The sequence below is a fragment of the Paenibacillus sp. 2TAB26 genome (genome assembly GCF_052115145.1).
Taxonomy (GTDB): domain Bacteria; phylum Bacillota; class Bacilli; order Paenibacillales; family Paenibacillaceae; genus Pristimantibacillus.
This window is the reverse complement of the sequence record NZ_JBFRGC010000033.1, coordinates 65,253-83,924: the sequence shown is the minus strand read 5'-3', so window position 1 is coordinate 83,924 and position 18,672 is coordinate 65,253. Positions and strand designations below refer to the sequence as shown.

Annotated in this window: 14 protein-coding genes; 2 read left to right on the top strand and 12 right to left on the bottom strand. The window is 46.7% G+C overall.

Features of this window, described 5'->3' with window-relative positions:
- Positions 1–548: 548 nt before the first annotated feature.
- From AB4Z50_RS29875 to AB4Z50_RS29850, 6 genes are all read right to left on the bottom strand, one after another.
- Positions 549–2,201: an extracellular solute-binding protein gene (locus AB4Z50_RS29875; RefSeq protein ID WP_339205056.1), complete on the bottom strand. Its 1,653-nt coding sequence runs from the start codon at positions 2,199–2,201 to the stop codon at positions 549–551.
- A gap of 70 nt (positions 2,202–2,271) precedes the next feature.
- Positions 2,272–3,174: a carbohydrate ABC transporter permease gene (locus tag AB4Z50_RS29870; protein WP_076267345.1), complete on the bottom strand. Its 903-nt coding sequence runs from the start codon at positions 3,172–3,174 to the stop codon at positions 2,272–2,274.
- A 43-nt stretch (positions 3,175–3,217) separates the two neighbouring features.
- Positions 3,218–4,081, bottom strand: a complete 864-nt coding sequence (locus AB4Z50_RS29865; protein WP_083681842.1) for an ABC transporter permease — start codon at positions 4,079–4,081, stop codon at positions 3,218–3,220.
- Positions 4,082–4,207: 126 nt separating this feature from the next.
- The gene (locus AB4Z50_RS29860; RefSeq protein WP_441885103.1) at positions 4,208–5,092 is read right to left on the bottom strand and encodes a carbohydrate ABC transporter permease; all 885 of its coding nucleotides are present in this window, start codon (positions 5,090–5,092) and stop codon (positions 4,208–4,210) included.
- Between the two features lie 55 nt (positions 5,093–5,147).
- Complete coding sequence (locus tag AB4Z50_RS29855) at positions 5,148–6,032, bottom strand: carbohydrate ABC transporter permease (protein WP_441885101.1); 885 nt, start codon at positions 6,030–6,032, stop codon at positions 5,148–5,150.
- A gap of 82 nt (positions 6,033–6,114) precedes the next feature.
- The gene (locus AB4Z50_RS29850; protein ID WP_441885099.1) at positions 6,115–7,476 is read right to left on the bottom strand and encodes an ABC transporter substrate-binding protein; all 1,362 of its coding nucleotides are present in this window, start codon (positions 7,474–7,476) and stop codon (positions 6,115–6,117) included.
- A 191-nt stretch (positions 7,477–7,667) separates the two neighbouring features.
- Between AB4Z50_RS29850 and AB4Z50_RS29845 the strand changes: the two genes are divergently transcribed.
- Positions 7,668–9,491, top strand: a complete 1,824-nt coding sequence (locus AB4Z50_RS29845) for a sensor histidine kinase (protein WP_441885097.1) — start codon at positions 7,668–7,670, stop codon at positions 9,489–9,491.
- Complete coding sequence (locus AB4Z50_RS29840) at positions 9,481–11,109, top strand: response regulator transcription factor (protein WP_441885095.1); 1,629 nt, start codon at positions 9,481–9,483, stop codon at positions 11,107–11,109. The genes AB4Z50_RS29845 and AB4Z50_RS29840 overlap by 11 nt, the downstream gene beginning before the upstream one ends.
- Before the next feature lie 173 nt (positions 11,110–11,282).
- On the opposite strand, the gene gucD is transcribed toward AB4Z50_RS29840, so the two are convergent.
- Genes gucD through AB4Z50_RS29810 form a run of 6 tightly spaced genes read right to left on the bottom strand, consistent with a single transcriptional unit; the run spans position 11,283 to position 18,647 of the window.
- On the bottom strand, positions 11,283–12,740 hold the full coding sequence (gene gucD / locus AB4Z50_RS29835) for an alpha-ketoglutaric semialdehyde dehydrogenase GucD (RefSeq protein ID WP_441885093.1): 1,458 nt from the start codon (positions 12,738–12,740) through the stop codon (positions 11,283–11,285).
- 33 nt (positions 12,741–12,773) lie between these two features.
- Complete coding sequence (locus tag AB4Z50_RS29830; protein WP_441885091.1) at positions 12,774–13,706, bottom strand: hypothetical protein; 933 nt, start codon at positions 13,704–13,706, stop codon at positions 12,774–12,776.
- A 49-nt stretch (positions 13,707–13,755) separates the two neighbouring features.
- On the bottom strand, positions 13,756–15,477 hold the full coding sequence (locus AB4Z50_RS29825; RefSeq protein ID WP_441885089.1) for a dihydroxy-acid dehydratase: 1,722 nt from the start codon (positions 15,475–15,477) through the stop codon (positions 13,756–13,758).
- Between the two features lie 2 nt (positions 15,478–15,479).
- A complete protein-coding gene (locus AB4Z50_RS29820; protein WP_441885087.1) occupies positions 15,480–16,457 on the bottom strand; it encodes an aldose 1-epimerase in 978 nt (325 codons plus the stop codon).
- Positions 16,458–16,471: 14 nt separating this feature from the next.
- The gene (locus tag AB4Z50_RS29815) at positions 16,472–17,818 is read right to left on the bottom strand and encodes a family 4 glycosyl hydrolase (protein WP_441885085.1); all 1,347 of its coding nucleotides are present in this window, start codon (positions 17,816–17,818) and stop codon (positions 16,472–16,474) included.
- Between the two features lie 49 nt (positions 17,819–17,867).
- The gene (locus AB4Z50_RS29810) at positions 17,868–18,647 is read right to left on the bottom strand and encodes an SDR family NAD(P)-dependent oxidoreductase (protein WP_441885083.1); all 780 of its coding nucleotides are present in this window, start codon (positions 18,645–18,647) and stop codon (positions 17,868–17,870) included.
- Between the last annotated feature and the right edge of the window lie 25 nt (positions 18,648–18,672).

The window sequence follows — 18,672 nt, the reverse complement described above, 5'->3', positions numbered from 1 at the left end:
CTGTAAGAACCTATTTGCGCTTACAGCTGCAAAGTAACCTCAGTTTGTCCGGTGTAAGAACGTATACGTGCTTACAGCTTCTTTTCGGCGTAGGCGAACGTGCAAACCTCTGCTGTAAGTACCTATTTGCGCTTACAGCTGCAAAGTAACCTTAGTTTGTCCGGTGTAAGAACGTATACGTGCTTACAGCTTTTTTTCGGCGTCGGCGAACGTGCAAACCTCTGCTGTAAGTACCTATTTGCGCTTACAGTCACAAAGTAACCTCCATTTGTCCGCTGTAAGAACGTATGCGTGCTTACAGCTTCTTTTCGGCGTCGGCGAACGTGCGAACCACAGCTATAGGAACCTATTTGCGCTTACAGCCAGAAAGTAACCTCAGTTTGTCCGCTGTAAGAACGTATGCGTGCTTACAGCTTCATTTCGGCGTTGGCGAACGTGTGAAATACTGTTGTAGAAACCCATTCGTTCTTACAACAACAAAAAGAAGGCCGCTCCTAGGTAGAATCCTACCTAGGAGCGGCCCTCCTGAGCTCGCTCATTTACAACAATTACTTGCCGTTAATCAAAGCAAGGTTTTCTTGCCATCTTGCTGTACGGTACTCATTTACTTTATCGAAGCCAAGCGAGGTTGTTGTCTTTTTCGCTTCTTCGATCAAGCTAAGCACCTCCGCATCGCTTTTCGCGAACAGAATTTTACCGAAATACTCGTTAGCTGTTTCCGTCACTTGCTGATTAATGATTCCTTCATCCGTCTCAGGAGCCGGATCGATGTTATTGAATTGCGTCATATTCATCGATGTTTTCCATGCAATGTTAAGCTGTGCCAACGAACCCCAGTTGCGTTGTTCTTCCGGCAGCGTTTGCTCGATCTTTTGCTTGCTCGTATCTACAAAGGTTGCGTTTCCTGCCCATACATAGGCTTCCAGCTTATCTTTGTCCTTCTCTTCTTGCGGCGTGCTGAACCATTTGTCGTTCGGTATCGGTGCGCCATCCGCATCAAATTCATCCCAGTACAAGCCTTTTGGCCCGAAGAACATGATACGAGTGCCTTCCTCGCCCGTCATCCAATCCAAATACGCAAAAATACCTTCTGGATTTTTAGCGCTTGTTGTAATGACGTTAACGTTCCAACCTAGTGCGTTATAACCGTTTGGATAAATTTTGTTTTTATCCAATCCTGATTTAGCAATTGGCCAAATAAATTCATAACCTGCATTTGGATCTTTTGCCTTTAATGCGTTATGGCCTTCGCGTCCCACATTAGTCGCATTACCGCCAACAAATACAGCTACTCTGCCCGTTGCAAGCTTCTCTTTTACCTGATCATCCTTTTGAGTCATTGCATCCTGTGTCATAAGGCCTTCTCTAAATAACTTGCTTGCGAACAGCATCGTTTCTTTCCAAGCTTCGTTGTTGTAAATCGTATCAAACTTATCCCCATTAGGATATGCTTTCATCGAGTGGAACGCACCGTTTGCACCCTCCTGGAAGCTAGGGAACATTACCTCAACACCCGAGCCATTTCCGCCTACCTCTAATGGAATCACGTCCGGATATTTATCTTTGACCTGCTTTAAGTAAGCATACAAATCATCGATTGTTTCAAGCTTCGGTGAGCCAAGGTCTGCGTAAATTTTCTTGTTCACAAACCAGCCGCCGTTGCCCGTAGGCGCTGCTGTATACCAGTTCGGGAATTGATAGATTTTGCCGTCGCTCGAGCGGAGCATGTTTAGCGTCTCTTCGCCTGCCCATTTCTTCAGGTTCGGATATTTGTCGATATAATCATCCAGCGGAACAAGTGCTCCCGCAGCTCTCAATCGTTCTACTTCAGGTCCCCGGTCCATCATAATTGCACCCGGAAGCTCCTTCGACGCAATCATCGTGCTCAACTTTTGCGCTGCAGCGCCGCCGGATTGAATCGGCTCTACGGTTACTTTTAGATTATCTTGTACCCATTTACTATTCGGATTAGCACCCCACGGCTCCGTAGTCCACCAATCATAATGAACATAATAAGAAAAGTTAACCGGTGTTTCTCCCAAAACAAATCCATTGCTAGTCTCTGTTTTATTCGTGCCTTCCTTACCTGTATTGCCCGAATTGCTTGATTTTCCGCCGTCGTTACTGGAGCAGCCAGCTAGAAGCACAGTACCGGCAAGACCAGCGGTCATAAGCACAGTTAACAGCTTTTTTCCTTTCATGTTCGTAAACCTCCCAATTTTTAATATATACTCATACCCATCACCGAAGCGCTAAGGTCGAATACCCACATTACTCCTTTAAGGAGCCGATCATTACGCCTTTTACGAAAAAACGCTGTACGAACGGATACACCAAAACGATAGGAATCGTCGCTACCATCATCGTAGCCATCGTTAAGGATTTGCTCGTCACACTCTGCATTCTGCTTAACGCATCTGAGGCAGCGCCGCTTCCTTGTGAAGCGATCGAGAGCTGCTCGCTCATCGTGTTGGAGTTCATAATTTGCTGCAGTAAAGTTTGAATCGGATATAGCTTAGCGTCATTAATAAAAATCGTAGCTGTAAACCAGTCATTCCAGTGATAGACAGCCGTAAACAGTGAAAGCGTTGCTAAAACAGGCCCAGATAAAGGCAATACGATTTTGAAAAAGATCCCAAACGTACTGGCTCCATCGATCTTCGCAGATTCCTCTAGTCCATCAGGCAGCCCCATAAAGAAGGTACGGAATATAATCATATTCCACACGCTTACCGCTGTCGGAATGACCATAACCCAGAACGTATCCATTAAGCCAAGCTCGCGGTTCAGCAGGTAAAAGGGAATAAGTCCCCCGCTGAAATACATCGTAATAATCGCAAAGATCATATAATACTTTTTGCCGATAACGCCTTTAACGGACAAGCCATAAGCGAAGATGGCCGTTAAGAAAATAGAGATCAACGTGCCGACAACGGTACGGGACACCGAGATTAGGAACGCATCAATAATCCGGTTATTTTGAAATACGATTCTATAATTATCAATCGTGAACACCCTTGGCCATAACGTTATTCCGCCTTTTGCCGTGTCGAGCCCTTCGTTAAAGGAAATCACCGCGGAGTTCCAGAACGGGTACAGCGTAGCGAGCCCAAGTAGCACTAGTAAAATATAAATCCAAACCTGCAATACTTTATCGCTGCTGCTCAGCTTCACTAGGCTTCACCACTTTTCTGAATATTGATAGAAGTTCGCTCAATTACCATAGGCTTGAACCTGCTCTCCTAGCCATGTAGTTTGCCATCGTCAGCAAGCCTACACTTATAATCGCTTTAAACAGACCAACAGCCGCCGCATACGAGAATCGATTATTAATAATGCCTACCCGGTAAGCATACGTATCGATGACGTCCGCCACGTCTCGGAGCATTGCACTCCTGCCGAGCAAGAGCAAATCATCAAACCCTGCATTCAATAAGCTTCCGATGTTCAGAATTAGAAAAATGATAATAACCGGAGTAATCGATGGAAGCGTTATCAAAAATATTTGTTTGAATTTGCTAGCACCATCAATAGAAGCCGCTTCATACAAGCTGGGATTCACGCCTGCGATAGCTGCTAGATAAACAATCGTTGCAAATCCGATTTCCTTCCACAAATTCGTCGTCACGATAATTCCCCAGAAATATTCGGGCAACGACAAGAAATTAATCGGCTTATCAATAAGCCCAAGTGCTTGCAGTGAAATATTTAAGCTGCCGTTATCCACGGACAAAATGGAGATCGTAAAACCAGACACGATAACCCATGACAAGAAGTGAGGCAAATAACTGATCGTTTGAATGATTCTTTTGAAAGCCATGTTCCTTACTTCGTTTAACATCAGGGCAAGCAGAATCGGAGCCGGAAAGTTAATGACCAGCTTAAGCAAGCTGATCACAATCGTATTCCGAATGACTCTATAAAAATCCGGCGAGTTAAAAAACATTTCGAAATGTTTAAAACCCGCCCATGTGCTACCAAAAAAACCTTTAAATAAGCTGTAGTCCTGAAATGCCATCAAGACACCGTACATCGGAAAATAATTAAATACGAGTATAAAGATCAGTGCTGGAAATATCATGAGCTGTACTTGCCATTGCGCCAGAAACCGCCGCCACAACGGTTTCTCTCTTCGCGAGCTCTTTACTGCTGCATTTGCCGTAACAGGTGTTTGCACGCTTCCTCAGCCTCCTTATACTCTCCTCATTTAACCCTTAACTGCACCAGCCGTAATTCCGCGTGACATTTGCTCTGTAAACAATAAATAGATGATAACTGTCGGCAAAGCGATGATGGTCATTACCGCGAACTGTGCGCCATAATTGGATGAGTACTGACCGGTAAACTTCATAATGGAAAATGGCAGCGTCTTGAAAGTCTCGGATGTTAGAAATGTATTGGCCATAATGAATTCATTCCACCAGCTGATGAAGTTCATAATACAAACCGTCGCAATGGCAGGTTTCGTCATCGGCATAATAATTCGGAAAATAACGCCATAGACCGAACAGCCGTCCATAACCGCCGACTCCTCTATGCTCTTCGGAATGGTTTCAAGAAAACCCGAAATAATGAGCAAGCTTATTGGAAGCGAAAAAGCAATGTAAGGAAGGATCAAGGACAACGGGTTGTCAATGAGATTCAGCTTGTCGAACAAAATAAAGTTCGGCAGCAAGGTCGCATGAATCGGTACGATCATACCGAGCATAATGAACGCCATCGCAGGACCGCGCAGCTTCCATTCCATCCGAGTGAACGCATAGCCGAGCATAAGCGCTAGAAAAGCAGCAACCAAGATCGTTACAGTCGTAATAAAAACACTGTTTAATAGAAACTTTGGAACGCTCCCGTAATTGAATGCATTCACATAGTTATTCCATTCAAATGTTTTGGGCCATTTTAATATGCCGCTGCCAAAAAAATCTCCGCTCTTCAGAAAGGAATAATTGATGAGCCAAATGAGCGGAAAAATTTGCAGAAGCGCTACGACCCATAAAACGAGATGAAGAATGACCTTTAATGCGGGCGATGCGGCGTCCTTCTTCTTGCCGTTTTTCGCTTGGCGATTGGTCTTAGCTGCAAGAGCTTCCACGGGCATGCCTCCTAAAATAATTCATATACCAAATGTGCATATACAAGGGTGAGTATTAAAACTCACCAACATCTTTTTTGAACGCTTTGTTCATCGCTACCGTAATAATGAGACAAATGATAACGAACACAACGGATATTGCGTTTCCATAGCCGTACAGCGACGAGGAAAACGCCGTTTTATAAAGGTAATTACCAATAAATTGTGTCGTATTGGCAGGTCCTCCGTTCGTCATGAGGAATACGGTTTCCATCTGCTTCAAGCAAGCCGTAACCGCGATGACGACTGCAACTCGAACCATTGGCGAGAGAAGTGGAATGATAACACGCGTATACAGCTTCACTCTTCCAGCTCCATCAAGCTCTGCCGCCTCATAAAGATCCTTTGGTATGCCTTGAAGTCCGGCGTAATAAAGCAGAAGCGCATAACCAAAGCCTTGCCACATGACCACAACGATAATGCACCAAATGGCAATATTTGAATCGCCCAGCCAATCCTGTTTCCAGGTGCTTAGACCAACGCCTTCAAGCAATTTATTTAACATCCCAAAGTTCGGATGAAATACGCTTACCCACATTTTCGAAGTAACAACGATTGAAATAACTGCTGGTATAAAAAAGATAGCCCGAAACCATTTCTCTAGCTTTCCTGCATGCATCACAAATATGGAGAACAAAAGCGCAATCGGGTGTTGAATCAGAAGCGTAGCTGCAAGCAGCAGTAGGGCATTAAGCAATGAACGCCAAAAAACGCTGTCATGAAACAAAATCTTTTGGTAATTCTCGAGTCCAACGAACTCGTAAGCACCGATTCCTGTCCAATTCGTCGTACCGTAATATGCACTCATAATGATAGGAAAGCAAACCATGAAGAGAAACAGCATAAAACCCGGTGCGACTAGCCAAAAAATGGTGATGCGATTGCTCATCAGTTTGTGCATGGTTCTCCCCGCTCTCTCTTTGGTAGAAGGCGGGGCAGACCGAATGAATTCGGCTGCCCCATCAGCTAACTAGCTCATTTGTTTACTTCAGAACACCGACAGCTGCGTCCATTTCTGTTAAGAACTGCTCAGGTGTAATTTGTTTTCCAAACAGCTTTTGGTGAGCTTCCATTACTTTTGTCTTGAATTCATCCGTACCGTTATCATGTACCGGTGTACCGCTGGAAGAAGTCATTGCGCTGAAAATGCCAACCAATTGTTTTTGAAGCGCTGTTTCGTTGCCAGTCAGGAATTGATCAAACTTCTGAGCTGGAGTGCCTGATCCTGTTTGCCATACTTGCTTCGCCCAGTTCTCAGGCTTGAAGAAATATTGCAAGAAAGCGACTGCTGCTTCAGGGTGCTTCGATGTTTTCGATACGGAGTAACCGCCGCCATACCATGCAGCTACATCTGTTGCTTTACCTTTATCAGAAGCCGGGTAAGAGATCGCTCCTACGTTATTGCGGAAATCTTCAGGGAAGTTCTCGTCTGTTGCAAGACCTGCTTCCCAGTTACCCATCACGAACATTGCCGCTTGGCCTTGCCCGAACAAGTTGCGGGAAGTGCCGTAATCTGCTGTCATGAATCCATCTGCAAGTGCTTTGTTCTCTGCCAGTGCAGCGATGTCTTGTGCTGCTGCAAGGAAGTCAGCGTCGCCTGAGAATTTAGCTTCACCCTTCAATACCGCATCCATTTTGTCAAAATTGCCTGTGTGGCGCTGTGCTGCATACTCAAACCAGATTGGCAGTGACCAGCCTTCCATTGCGTTTGTTGCAAGCGGGTTAATGCCTTTTGCTCTCAGCTGCTTGGATACTTCAAGCAATTCTGCCGTTGTTGTTGGAACCGTTAAGTTATTGTCGTCAAAAATTTTCTTGTTATAGTAGATAACCAAGAAATCTGTACCACGCGGCAATCCGTATAGTTTGCCATCTTGGGAGAATCCATCTTTTGCACCTGGTACAAAGTTGCTGCTCTCAAAATCTGCTTCATTTAACTCAAGCAGCATGTTGTTGTCGATCAAAGGTTTAATAAAAGAAGTTTGGCCCCACGCCTGGATAATGTCAGGTACTGCATCTGTTGATGCATATACTTTAATTTTCGCTTTGTAAGGCTCATCTTGAAGCGCTTCTACTTCTATTTTCACATTTGGATTTTCTGCCATATAACTATCAATGATTGCTTGCTCGATTTTACCTGCTCCATTAGAGCGGTCAGCCAGCGCTGTGAAAAACTTAAGTGTTACCTGCTCCGGCTCCTTCTCTTTCGGCGCCTCCGTTTCTTTTGCTGCATTAGTTGGACTATTCGTCGCTTCGCTGCTTCCGTTTTTCCCATTATTGCCGGAGCTGCACGCTGCTACTGTAAAAACCATCATTATTGCTACTAGCGAAATCCATATTTTTCTCATCGCTACCCCACCTTTTTTTATTTGAGCAGGCGTTCCCTGTTCTGTCCCCATTATATCGTGTTATATCTGCGACAAAATATGAGCCAAATTTAAGAATAGATGCCTCATTTTTTGGATCATTCCCAAAATCAGCCTAACTGGATTTATTTCTTGGTATACTGAAGTCACAAATCTGAATGCTACAGGTGAACATGATGCGATCCTTTTTTACTCCCTTTCGACATATTACGCTGCAACGGAAACTGCTAACCTTAGTCATTCCCCTTCTGATTGCAACCGTTGGGATTACCGGGCTGTATTCTTATTACATTGCCTCGGGAGAAGTGGTAGATAAGCTTCATCAATCTCAAATGAACATGGCGATCAAGACAAAGGATCAACTCGACTATTTTGCCAAAAACACGTTAAGCTTCTCTAATTACTTGTTTCTAAATCCGACCGTTCAAAGCATGGTTATGAATGGCGACACGCAGCAGCGCCGTGATCAAGTGTTCAAAAATTTGCTGCCGCTTATGGTTACCGGTGAAACGATCCAATCGCTAGTGCTTTATCCCTCTACGAAGGATGATGTGCCCGCTCAGCCGTTTGCGATTACACAGACCGGTATTGCAAGCGCTATCAGCCTTGAGCGTTTTATGAAAACACGTTACTATGAGAGGCTCGCTAATACAGAATCAGGACAAATTTGGGATATGTTTTACCCTTCGGATGGCATTCTGCTTGGTGACACCCATCACAAGATCGTTTTAGTGAAGCCGTACAAAAACTTTTACAACTATGTTCGAAGCGGCCTTTTAATTATAGGGATGGACGCAGATAAGCTAAGCAAATCCTTATATCATGACGATGAGGAAGCTACACAGTTTGTAATGAATGATCAAGGCACCATACTCGCCTCAACTGATTTGCGCATGATTGGCAAACCGATAACAATGCTGCCTGTATTCGATCAGATGGATACAGCTGCCATCGAACCTGCAGAAGGATTAGCGCTGCTTAAGGAAAACGAACATTATATCGTTTCAGATTCCTTATCGGATATTACCGGCTGGCGAACTGTCGTTATCCAAGATCGCAGCAAGCTGGTGCTCGAATTGAAGCATATCGGCTCCGTCACCTTCTCGATCATGGCGATCGTAACGCTCATCACGATTATTGTCTCTTGGGTCATTGCCCGCATTATTACGAATCCGATGAAAAAGCTGATGTTCTCCATGAGGGCGCTCCAAACGGGGGATTTTACGCAGAGGGTACACTTCAACGGCAACGATGAGATCGGCAGACTCGGCCATTTGTACAATACGATGGTTGGACGAATTAAAACCTTAATTGATGACGTATATGCTTCGCGACTGAAGCAGAAGGAAGCCGAGCTGAAGGCGCTGCAATCGCAAATTAATCCACATTTTCTATACAACACTTTAAATATGATAAACTGGAGCGCCGTGCAGAAGGGGGATAAAGAAATATCCGAGATGGTCCTCTCACTCTCCCAAGTGTTCCGACTAAGCCTGAATAGCGGCAACGATTTTGTAGAGCTGAAGCACGAGATCGAGCTGGTACGAAACTATTTATTTTTGCAAAAGAAACGATTTACGACGAGGTTTAATTTTGAGATTGATTTGGAGCCCTCAATTGAGCACTTTCGTATGCCTAAGCTGCTCCTGCAGCCGCTCGTCGAGAATGCGATTATCCATGCCATCGAGCCCTCAGGCGGAAATGGACATATTCACATCAAGGCTTATACAGAGGACTCTCTTATTATTCTAGAAGTCACCGATAACGGACCTGGCATGCCGGAGAAACAGGTATACCTTCTTAATCAACCAACCGTAGAGGAGCCAATGCGCAACTTGCAAACGGATGACGCTCACTCTGGGATGGCACTGGCTAACATCAAGGAAAGGCTCGCTTTATTTTATGAACAGGCAGAATTCGAGATCGTAAGCAAGGAAGGCTTAGGCACGAGGGTGCAACTGCGAATTAAACAAGGAGGCAATGGAAATGGTGCTTAAAATGATCGTTGCAGAGGATGAGCAATCGTTCCGAGAAGGCATTCTTACACTTGTCGACTGGAAGCTGTATGGCATTGAGATTGCCGGAGAAGCGGAGAATGGCAAACAGGCTTTGGAAATGATTCATAACAATCCCCCTGATTTGCTGCTGACCGATATCCGTATGCCTTTTCTAAACGGTCTTGACCTTATTCGTGAAGCCAAAGCAGCCGGCCATGAATTTCATTCTGTGCTGCTGACCGGCTACAATGAGTTTGAATATGCCAAGGAAGCGATCAAGCTTGGTGTTTCCGACTACCTCTTAAAGCCTTGTATGCCGCATGATATTATTCGTGTAATTATGGACTTAAAGCGAAAAATTGAACAATCCGAAAATGAAGATAAAGCTTTAAATGCCCTTAACCGCAGCTGGAATCGCAACCTTCATCTGCTGAAAAATCAGATTTTATCGCAATGGGTTCAGCACCCGCTCATGCCTCTGGAGGATCGATCCAGCGTAATGAGTGAAGTGGACATGACGCTCTCGTGCGGACCCATTCAAGTCGGTCTGATCCGCATTGACTCCAACAAGGCGCAGAACGTCACCGCATCCAAACGTGATTTAGAGCTTATACGTTATGCGCTGCTGAATATTGCAGGTGAAACCCTTCGGCCGTTATACGATGGCAAGCTTGAGGTGTTTCGCCATGGCGACGAGATGTTATGGATCGGAAATTATCCAGAAAACACGACCAACGAGGCGATTGAAGGTGCTATGAAGGAGCTCCAGCTTAATCTTGAAGCTTATCTGAAGCTCTCGATCAGCATATCAATCAGCTCTGCAGCTGCTTCGGTTGATTATGCGCATATCGGTTACCAGCAAGCGATTGAAGCGATGGAAGCCAGATTCTATCAAGGAAGAGGCGGCATATTTTTTCATGCCGAGACTGGTAAGCAAACCGCTGCCAAAAGCTCCATTCTAGACGATGCCTATTTGCATCGACTCGAAAAAGACCTGCTTCTCGCCTTGCAGAACGAGCATTATGAGCAGGCAGTTGATGCCATTGAAGCGAGCATGTCTCATATTCGGAACAATTCGAGCTATTCCAAAGCTGAGGTTCATCTGCGCTCCACAAGTCTTATTCTAGAGCTGCAAAAATTCGCCCAAGAGCGCAAAGTTGCCTCTATCGAATGGCAGGACAGCTTCGTGAACTGGATCGAGCAAATCCCTAACATGGAGACGCTTGATGATTGCTCCGTCGTCCTGCAAAAAATCGTGCAAAGCATCGTCGAGGCTGTATCGAACCAGAAGTCACTGCATCGTACCGTGCATGCTACCATTGAGTTGATTAAGCAAAAGTACAATACAAATCTCACACTAGAGCTTGCTGCCAAGGAAACCTTCGTCAGCAATTCCTATTTAAGCTCGCTGTTCAAGCAAGAGCTTGGCGTTAACTTTCTTGATTATTTGCATCAATACCGCGTAGAGCAATCCAAGGAGCTGCTGCGCCAAAGCTATAAAATTTATGCGGTTTCCAAGCTGGTTGGCTATCAAGAGGAACGTCACTTTAGCTCGACCTTCAAGAAATGGACGGGGCTTACGCCGCGGCAATATCAAAAAAACTACAATGCGGGTTGACTCAAGCCGTGTGCCGCATAACAAAAAAACTACGACGGCAAGAGGCCACTGAAAATCTTACGAATTAAATTTAATACATTCTCCGCTACTACCGATTTCAAGCTGCGAAAGTTGAGTTAAAAAGTCCCAGTGAGCTCTTGCTTCACTGGGGCTTTCTTGTTTTCCTATTTACATTAAGCTTTCAAAAAAACGGTTTTAATTGAGGTGAAAAATTCGATTGCCGCTTGCCCCTGCTCTCTCGAATGCGAGCTAGATTGCTTCATTCCGCCAAATGGTGCCTGCAGCTCCACACCTGCCGTTTCCGCATTTATGCGTACCAAGCCTGCATCCATATCAGAAATAAAGGTCAATATATGGTTAATATTTTGTGTATAAATAGAGGCACTCAGTCCATATTCCACGTCATTGGCCAGCGATAAAGCCTCCTTCAAGTCCACAAAAGGTATGAGCGCCAGTACCGGACCAAAAATTTCCTCCTTGGCAATCGTCATATCCACGGTTACCTTTTCGAAGACGGTCGGTTGCACGTAATAGCCATTCGACAATTCCTCATCCTCCGGTATGCTTCCGCCATAGAGGAGGCTAGCCCCTTCCGCGATTCCCTTATTAATGTAGGAAAGAACGGTATTACGCTGCTTTTCATTGGCACAAGGCCCCATCCATGTGGTGGAATCCTTCCCATTTCCCAGCTTCAATTGTTTGACTTGATCCAGCAGCTTCGCCCGGAAAGCTTCATAAATCGAGGCTTGCACGAGGATCCTGCTCGTAGCCGTACATTTTTGTCCCGTGGATTTCAAACCACCGCTAATCGCTGCTTCTACCGCAAGATCGAGGTTAGCATCTTCAGCGACGATAAGCGGATTTTTCCCGCCCATCTCCAATTGATACTTGGCTCCACGCGAAAGAGCCGCTTGGCCAATCTGCTTCCCTACTTTATTGGAACCCGTAAAGGTAATACCTTGAATATTGGAATGATTGGCAATACCGCCACCAATTAGAGCACCGTCACCTGTGACCATATTGACAACGCCAGACGGAAAGCCTGCTTCCTCAAAGCATGCAAGCAGCTTTGCCGCCGTAATCGACGTTTCAATGGCTGGCTTTATGACAATCGTATTGCCATAAATAAGCGCCGGAGCCATTTTCCACATCGGGATCGCAACCGGAAAATTCCACGGCGTTATAACACCCACAACGCCTAGAGGCACTCTAGTTGTGAACATGATCGCCTCAGGGTCAGTTGAAGGTATAACGTCACCTGTCTTCCGCATGCCTTCCCCCGCATAATAACGAAGAATAGCAACTCCACGAGCCGTTTCACCTTTACATTCCGCAAGGGTCTTGCCCATCTCGCGCATCATGGTTTCAGCTATCTCTTCCAGTCTTGCCTCTAGATGGTTAGCAGCCTTGAACAGATAATCGCCCCGGGCCGCGCCCGAAAGCCTGCGCCATGCTTCTTTGGCACGATTAGCGGCGCTCACCGCAAGCTCAAGATCCGCTTCGTTGGAATCTTGCACATATCCGACGATCTCAGACGAATTCGCAGGATTAATGCTTTCCGTCAACCTTCCGGTTGCGGATACRCTCCATTTTCCATCAATAAAATTCAAATAATTCTGCTCTATAGTCATTTCTCTATTCACTCCATCCCTAGGGTTATCGCTTTAGCTCACTGAAGGAATTCCCAACCCCTCGGCAAAACTGTCGGATTGAATGGCAGACGAATGATACCTGTCGAGAACTTGAATGCCCAAATGAGCTCTGCGCACTTTCTCCCTGCACTGGGCGATGGCCAGCTCCTTGTTGTGAATACCCGCTGGATACACGCTAGCTGCATTTCGAAGACCGAATTTCAGATAAACCGGCGAAGCAATTCTTACAATTTCCGGGATTTCATAGTTGCGGATAAAACCTCCTAAATCATCCGGCGACTCAATATAGAGATCAATCGGAGCATCAACCACAGTTCGAATCGATGACAGCTGCGGCAGAGTAATATCACCCGGCAAATTCAAGGTAGTGCCGCCAAGCTCCGTAAAAATCCGAGCATTTACCGGATTGGTCGGACTCATCAGCGCTGAAATTTTAACGACCAAATCAGCTGGCAGCTGACCCTTGATTTTCGCTTGATTGATCAGCCATAATAAGCCTTCATCCGCCACAAGAACGCTTCGAATGCCTAATTCAGCCGCACGAAATATTTCTTCCAATCCATAGAGCAGCTGATCCATTCCTGCATGCCGCCCGCCAAGCAGCTTTCCACTGCTGCTAAGAGACATGGCTCCGATATCAAAGCTCATGCGAGGCCCAACGAAGAGGCATACCTCCATCCCTTCCGCCATGCCTATTTGGACCATATCACCAATTTCTGAATCACTTAACAGCATAATTCCGCTGCCCTGAGAGACGCGGTTGACCGTTAGTCCATATTGTTTGGCTTCTGCAATAACGCTCTCCATTATTGCAGGACCCTCTACCGAAGGGATTTCCACACGGTAATGGGCTCCATCTTCAAATCTTTTAGCACTTGTCGCGAGCTGATACTGCTCTTTGTCCGGCAGGCCCAGACTAGCCGCAAAGGCTTGAGCTTTGTACATCGTTGTTTCCCCCTCGAAGCATTCCATGTATGTGAATGACTAACTCCCACTAGCCTCTTCCGACGATTGGTTCTATAAAACTAACTTCCTCTTTGGAATTTGGACGCAAAAAATCAAGGTCGCAGCCTTGGTCGGCTTGCAATACATGATCCGCATGCAGCTTCATAAACCCTCGCTTATGCGTACGAACAGGCGACCAATCACGCAGACGCTCACGTATTTCCACATCCGTCAGCTCTACGCTAATCGTACCGTGATCCAGATCAACCACAATCCAGTCCCCGCTTCGAATGGCAGCGATAGGCCCTCCAAGCTGGGCTTCCGGCGAAACATGCAAAATATTCGTACCAAAGCTTGTTCCACTCATTCGGGCGTCGCTGATCCTTACCATATCCCGAATTCCCTGCTTTAACAGCTTCTTCGGAATCGGCAGCGCTCCCCATTCGGGCATCCCTGCTCCCACCGGTCCGCAGTTTCGCAGAACTAACACGGAGGTCTCATCGACCTCCAACTCCTCGCTATCAATGGTTTCATACATCTCTTCATAGCTATCGAATACTATGGCTTGGCCTCTATGTTGATGATTAATTAAGGAACTAGCTGCTCGTTTCAGAATAGCTCCCGAAGGCGCCAAATTACCTGTTAGTACAGCAATGCCCGCTTCCACTTTATAAGGTTCGGCCAGAGAATAAATAACATCATCCCGGTAAGCGGGATAATCGCGATAACATTCTTCAATCGTAGTTCCCAGTGCACTCAGACAGGTCGCATCGAGCTGGGGCAGCAGCCTGCTGATCACAGCGCCAAGTCCGCCTGCTTCAAAAAAGTCATCCATACTGTGCTCTCCACTTGGTTGAAGATTGACCAAAAGCGGAATTTCACTTGATCTTTCTTCATATCTCTTTAAGGGAATATGGATCCCGAGCCGCCCTGCAATCGCAGTTAAGTGGATAACCGCATTGGTAGAGCCGCCAAGCGCTGCCAGCAGCTTGATGGCATTATCGAATGCAGCTTCCGTCATTAGACGAGCCGGAGTCAATTCTTCCCTAACCATCGCAACAATTCGTTTGCCCGTTTCTTCGGCTGCCCATTTACGGCTGGCATGCGTGGCCGGAATCGTGGAAGTGCCCGGCAGCATCATGCCGAGAATCTCCGATAGGCATTTCATGGTAGAGGATGTGCCCATGACGGGACATCCTCCCTGCGTGCATGAAATGCATTTTTCCAGCTCGCTCCATTCCTCGTCTGTCATAAGGCCAGCATTGTAATCATCCATCAGCTTCCAAAGATCCGTCCCATAATTCACTTTCTTCCCGCGAAAGGAACCCGATGCCCGGTGTCCGGCAGCAAGCTGCAGCGAAGGAATATTGCTGCTGGCTGCACCCATAAGCTGGGCGGGTGTTGTCTTATCGCATTCGCAAAGCAGCACTGCACCGTCAATTGGCAATGCCCGAATAGATTCTTCAACGTCCATCGCCATCAAATTGCGATAAGGCAGATCCGAAGGCTTCATAAAATCAGCAGGCGTCGTGATTGTATGCATCTCAAGCGGGTATCCTCCTGCAAGCAGCACTCCACGTTTGACAAATTCGACTAATTCTTTATGGGGCGCATTACAGCTATTTAAATCACTCCATGAGTTGAAGATGCCAATAATCGGCTTGCCTACAAATGATTCGGGAACATGCCCATTAGCCCTCATGGCCGACAGATGCTGGAATCGCGTTTCCTTTGACGGGTGTTTAAACCATCGGTCACTGCGCAAAGACATGCTCAAATCACCTCTTCAATCCGAATTCGTGTTGTTGTTGTCACTTGCTCGCCAGGCTGAAGAACACGGAAGCCCGTCAGCTCCTGCGGAAGCTGCAAGTTTGGTGCATTCGTTATCCAAGTATAAGGCTCTGGGCACAAATAACCCTGCCATGCATCATGGTTGTAGACCACCCAATGCTTAAATTGCTCGTCCGCGCTGTACACAACGCGAATGCCGGAATTCAGATCGGTTAGCACCGCTTCATTGGCTCCCGTTCCCGCTGTCTGAAACGCATCGTCCAGCGCGTGCTCGACTAAGCTTTTCCCCTCGCGCAGCTCCTCCAAATAAGGAATATCCACTAGTTCGCCGGTTGGCAAGAAACGTTCGTCCAGCACCCACTGCTTATCCGCATTCAGAGAAAATCGGCACTGCGCCAGATCCCCTGAGGGATCAAACGGATAATTAAACGTCGTATGGTAGCCGAGTCCCCAAGGAAATGGCGCGGCATCCCGGCTGCTGATTGTCGCTTTAATCGTGAGCGTTGCCCGCTCCAAGATGTAACTCATTTGAACACTAAATGAATGTGGAAACCGAGCTAAAATCGCTTCATGCTCATCGGAATGAATGATCGTCTCCAGTACGATCCTCTCTCCTTCTGCCTCTGCCCGTAAAATCTTCCATGGCGCATCAAATAATAAGCCATGGGTGTGATTATGTTCAGCAGCATCATTAATATCAAACTGATAGTCCCTGCCATTAAATGCAAACTTGCCATCGGCAATGCGATTGGGAGGAAAGAGGATCGGCAGGCCATACAAGATAGGATCTGCCTTGTACATCTCCTGACTTTCTGGAAATCGCAGCAATTCAAGATCTTTATTTTTTAATCGCAAAGATAATAGGTTGCTTCCCCAAGCCGGTACCAGCGTGAACGCCAGCTCCTCATTTTGTACCCTTATTGCCGTTTCCCCATAAAGCTCAAACTGTTCGATAGCCAATTCTGCCTGCCTCCTTAATTAAAGTGCTGTCTCATCGCAGCAAGGCTGGGCAGTTCAAGAATATCATCCAGCAGCGCACGAGCCTGTTTCTCGGAACGGGTCCACGGATCCATCATAATTAACTGGACAAGATCTTCAAAATTCCCGCTATCATAGGCCTGCAGCTCAATCTCTACGGGTGCGACACGATCGCGAAGCGCAAAGTTAATCAGAGGCTTAGGCAAGCCTTTGGTCTTAATGCCTTGAACGCCGATTCCACTGACGTAACAAGGAATTTCCACCTGAAAATCGAGCGGGATGCCCGGCACGTAGTTGCTGTCATTCAATATATTAAGGATCATCACTCTAGGCACATCACATGCTATCGCTTCAATAAAAGGAATCATCGGTTCTGACGAATGCACCGGCGGGAAATGATCCATAACTGCTTCTGTCGTATTTTCAGAAACCTTCCGGATTCTCTCTACGCCAGCTGCACCTCCCGCAAAGTAAAGATCCCGCCACCAAGCCTGTGGGTCTTCCTTATAGAGATGCTCCGTTTCTTGATCCGCATGGTGCCAAGCTGGCCAAGAGCCTCCGCCCGGATTTCCCGTATCGCCAATTGGAAATACGCCGAATTTCTTATAGAGATCAAGCGCTTTGGGACCTAACCAGTCGCAGGTAGCGCAGTTCTCAATGTAAGCAGCCGATTTTTCTTCGATCCAACGATCCAAAATAGGAAATGCATTTTCCCCTTTGTATCGGAACTCGGTCAGCCAAATAAAGTGATTCACGCCTGGAATCTCATACGTAATATGATTCGGGTCGAGTCCAATGACCTCAGCAACAGCTTTTACCCCGTTAGAACCATGGCAGAAGCCTGCCAGCTTGGCCTGTGGATACTTGCGCTGCAAGTAGGTTACCCCCGCCATGACCGGATTGGACACGAGCATATACCAAGCGTCCGGACAAATCTCCAAAATATCCAGCATGACCGATTCCATCAGCCGCAGCTGATCGAAATTAATCCAGAAGCCTTCGTCATGCATCACATGCAGGCTCCCGCCAAACCGATAACCGTGCTTCTGGGCTATATCCCATCCGTCCTTCAAGCGCTGATGGCCTCCGACCAGCGCAGCAAGCACGACGAAGTCGGCTCCGCGTAGCGATTCTCTACGATCCGTCGTCTTCTCCAGCACTAGATGGATATTAGCTTCTTTGGCGTAGCGTTCGCAAAGGGAATATGCGCTTTCCAATCTCTGCTCATCGATATCCATAAAGCTGACGACACTGCCTTCAAGAGAAGGCGTCAAGCAGATGTCCTTGATTAGGCTGAGGGAGAACATGGCAGATCCTGCTCCGATAATGCTAATTTTAGCCATAGGTATAACCTCCATATGAGAATGAATGATTTTGAATGAGGGCTTGTTATCAAATCGCAGCCGATGCTGCTCCGTCAATACTTAGATTAGAGCCGCTAACGACAACAGATTCGTCGGAGGCTAGGAATAACACGGCATACGCAACCTCGCGCGTCGTTGCCATTCTTCCGAGCGGCTGCTGCTGCTTGATGATGGGATACAATTTATCCATTCCGCCCATGCTTTCGGCGAGACGGACGTTCATATCCGTCTCCACCCAGCCTGGCGAAATCGAATTGCAGCGGATGCCCTTCTCGGCATAGGAGACGGCAATCTCTTTGGTTAAACCAATAATGCCTGCTTTGGAAGCAGAATAAGCGGTATAGCCAGGCTCCGTTAAGGAGGCCATGACAGAAGATGTATTAATGATGGAACCGCCATTTCTCTTGAGCATTTCGGGGATCGCTTTTTTACACATTAAGAACATCGACTTCAGGTTAACTTGCAGCACTTCGTCCCATGTTTCTTCCTCATAATCCAAAATATCGCCAACAGGCATAATGCCCGCATTGTTAAAAACGATATCAAGCCCGCCGTAAGCGTTGACCGCGCTTGCCACAGCATCTTCAGCCGTCTTCATCAGGCCCACGCTGCCGCATACGATCTCGCAGCTTCCGCCCATTTGGCGAATTTCGGCAGCCACCTCGTTTAGTTTCTCCTCGTTGATGTCGACCAGGATAAGACTCGCGCCTTCTTCAGCAAAGAGCAGCGCCGTTCCTTTACCGATTCCTGATGCCGCTCCTGTAATAATCGCTACTTTTGATAAGAGGCGTCCTTGCTTCGTACTCATGTGATGACATCCTTTCCTATCCTCA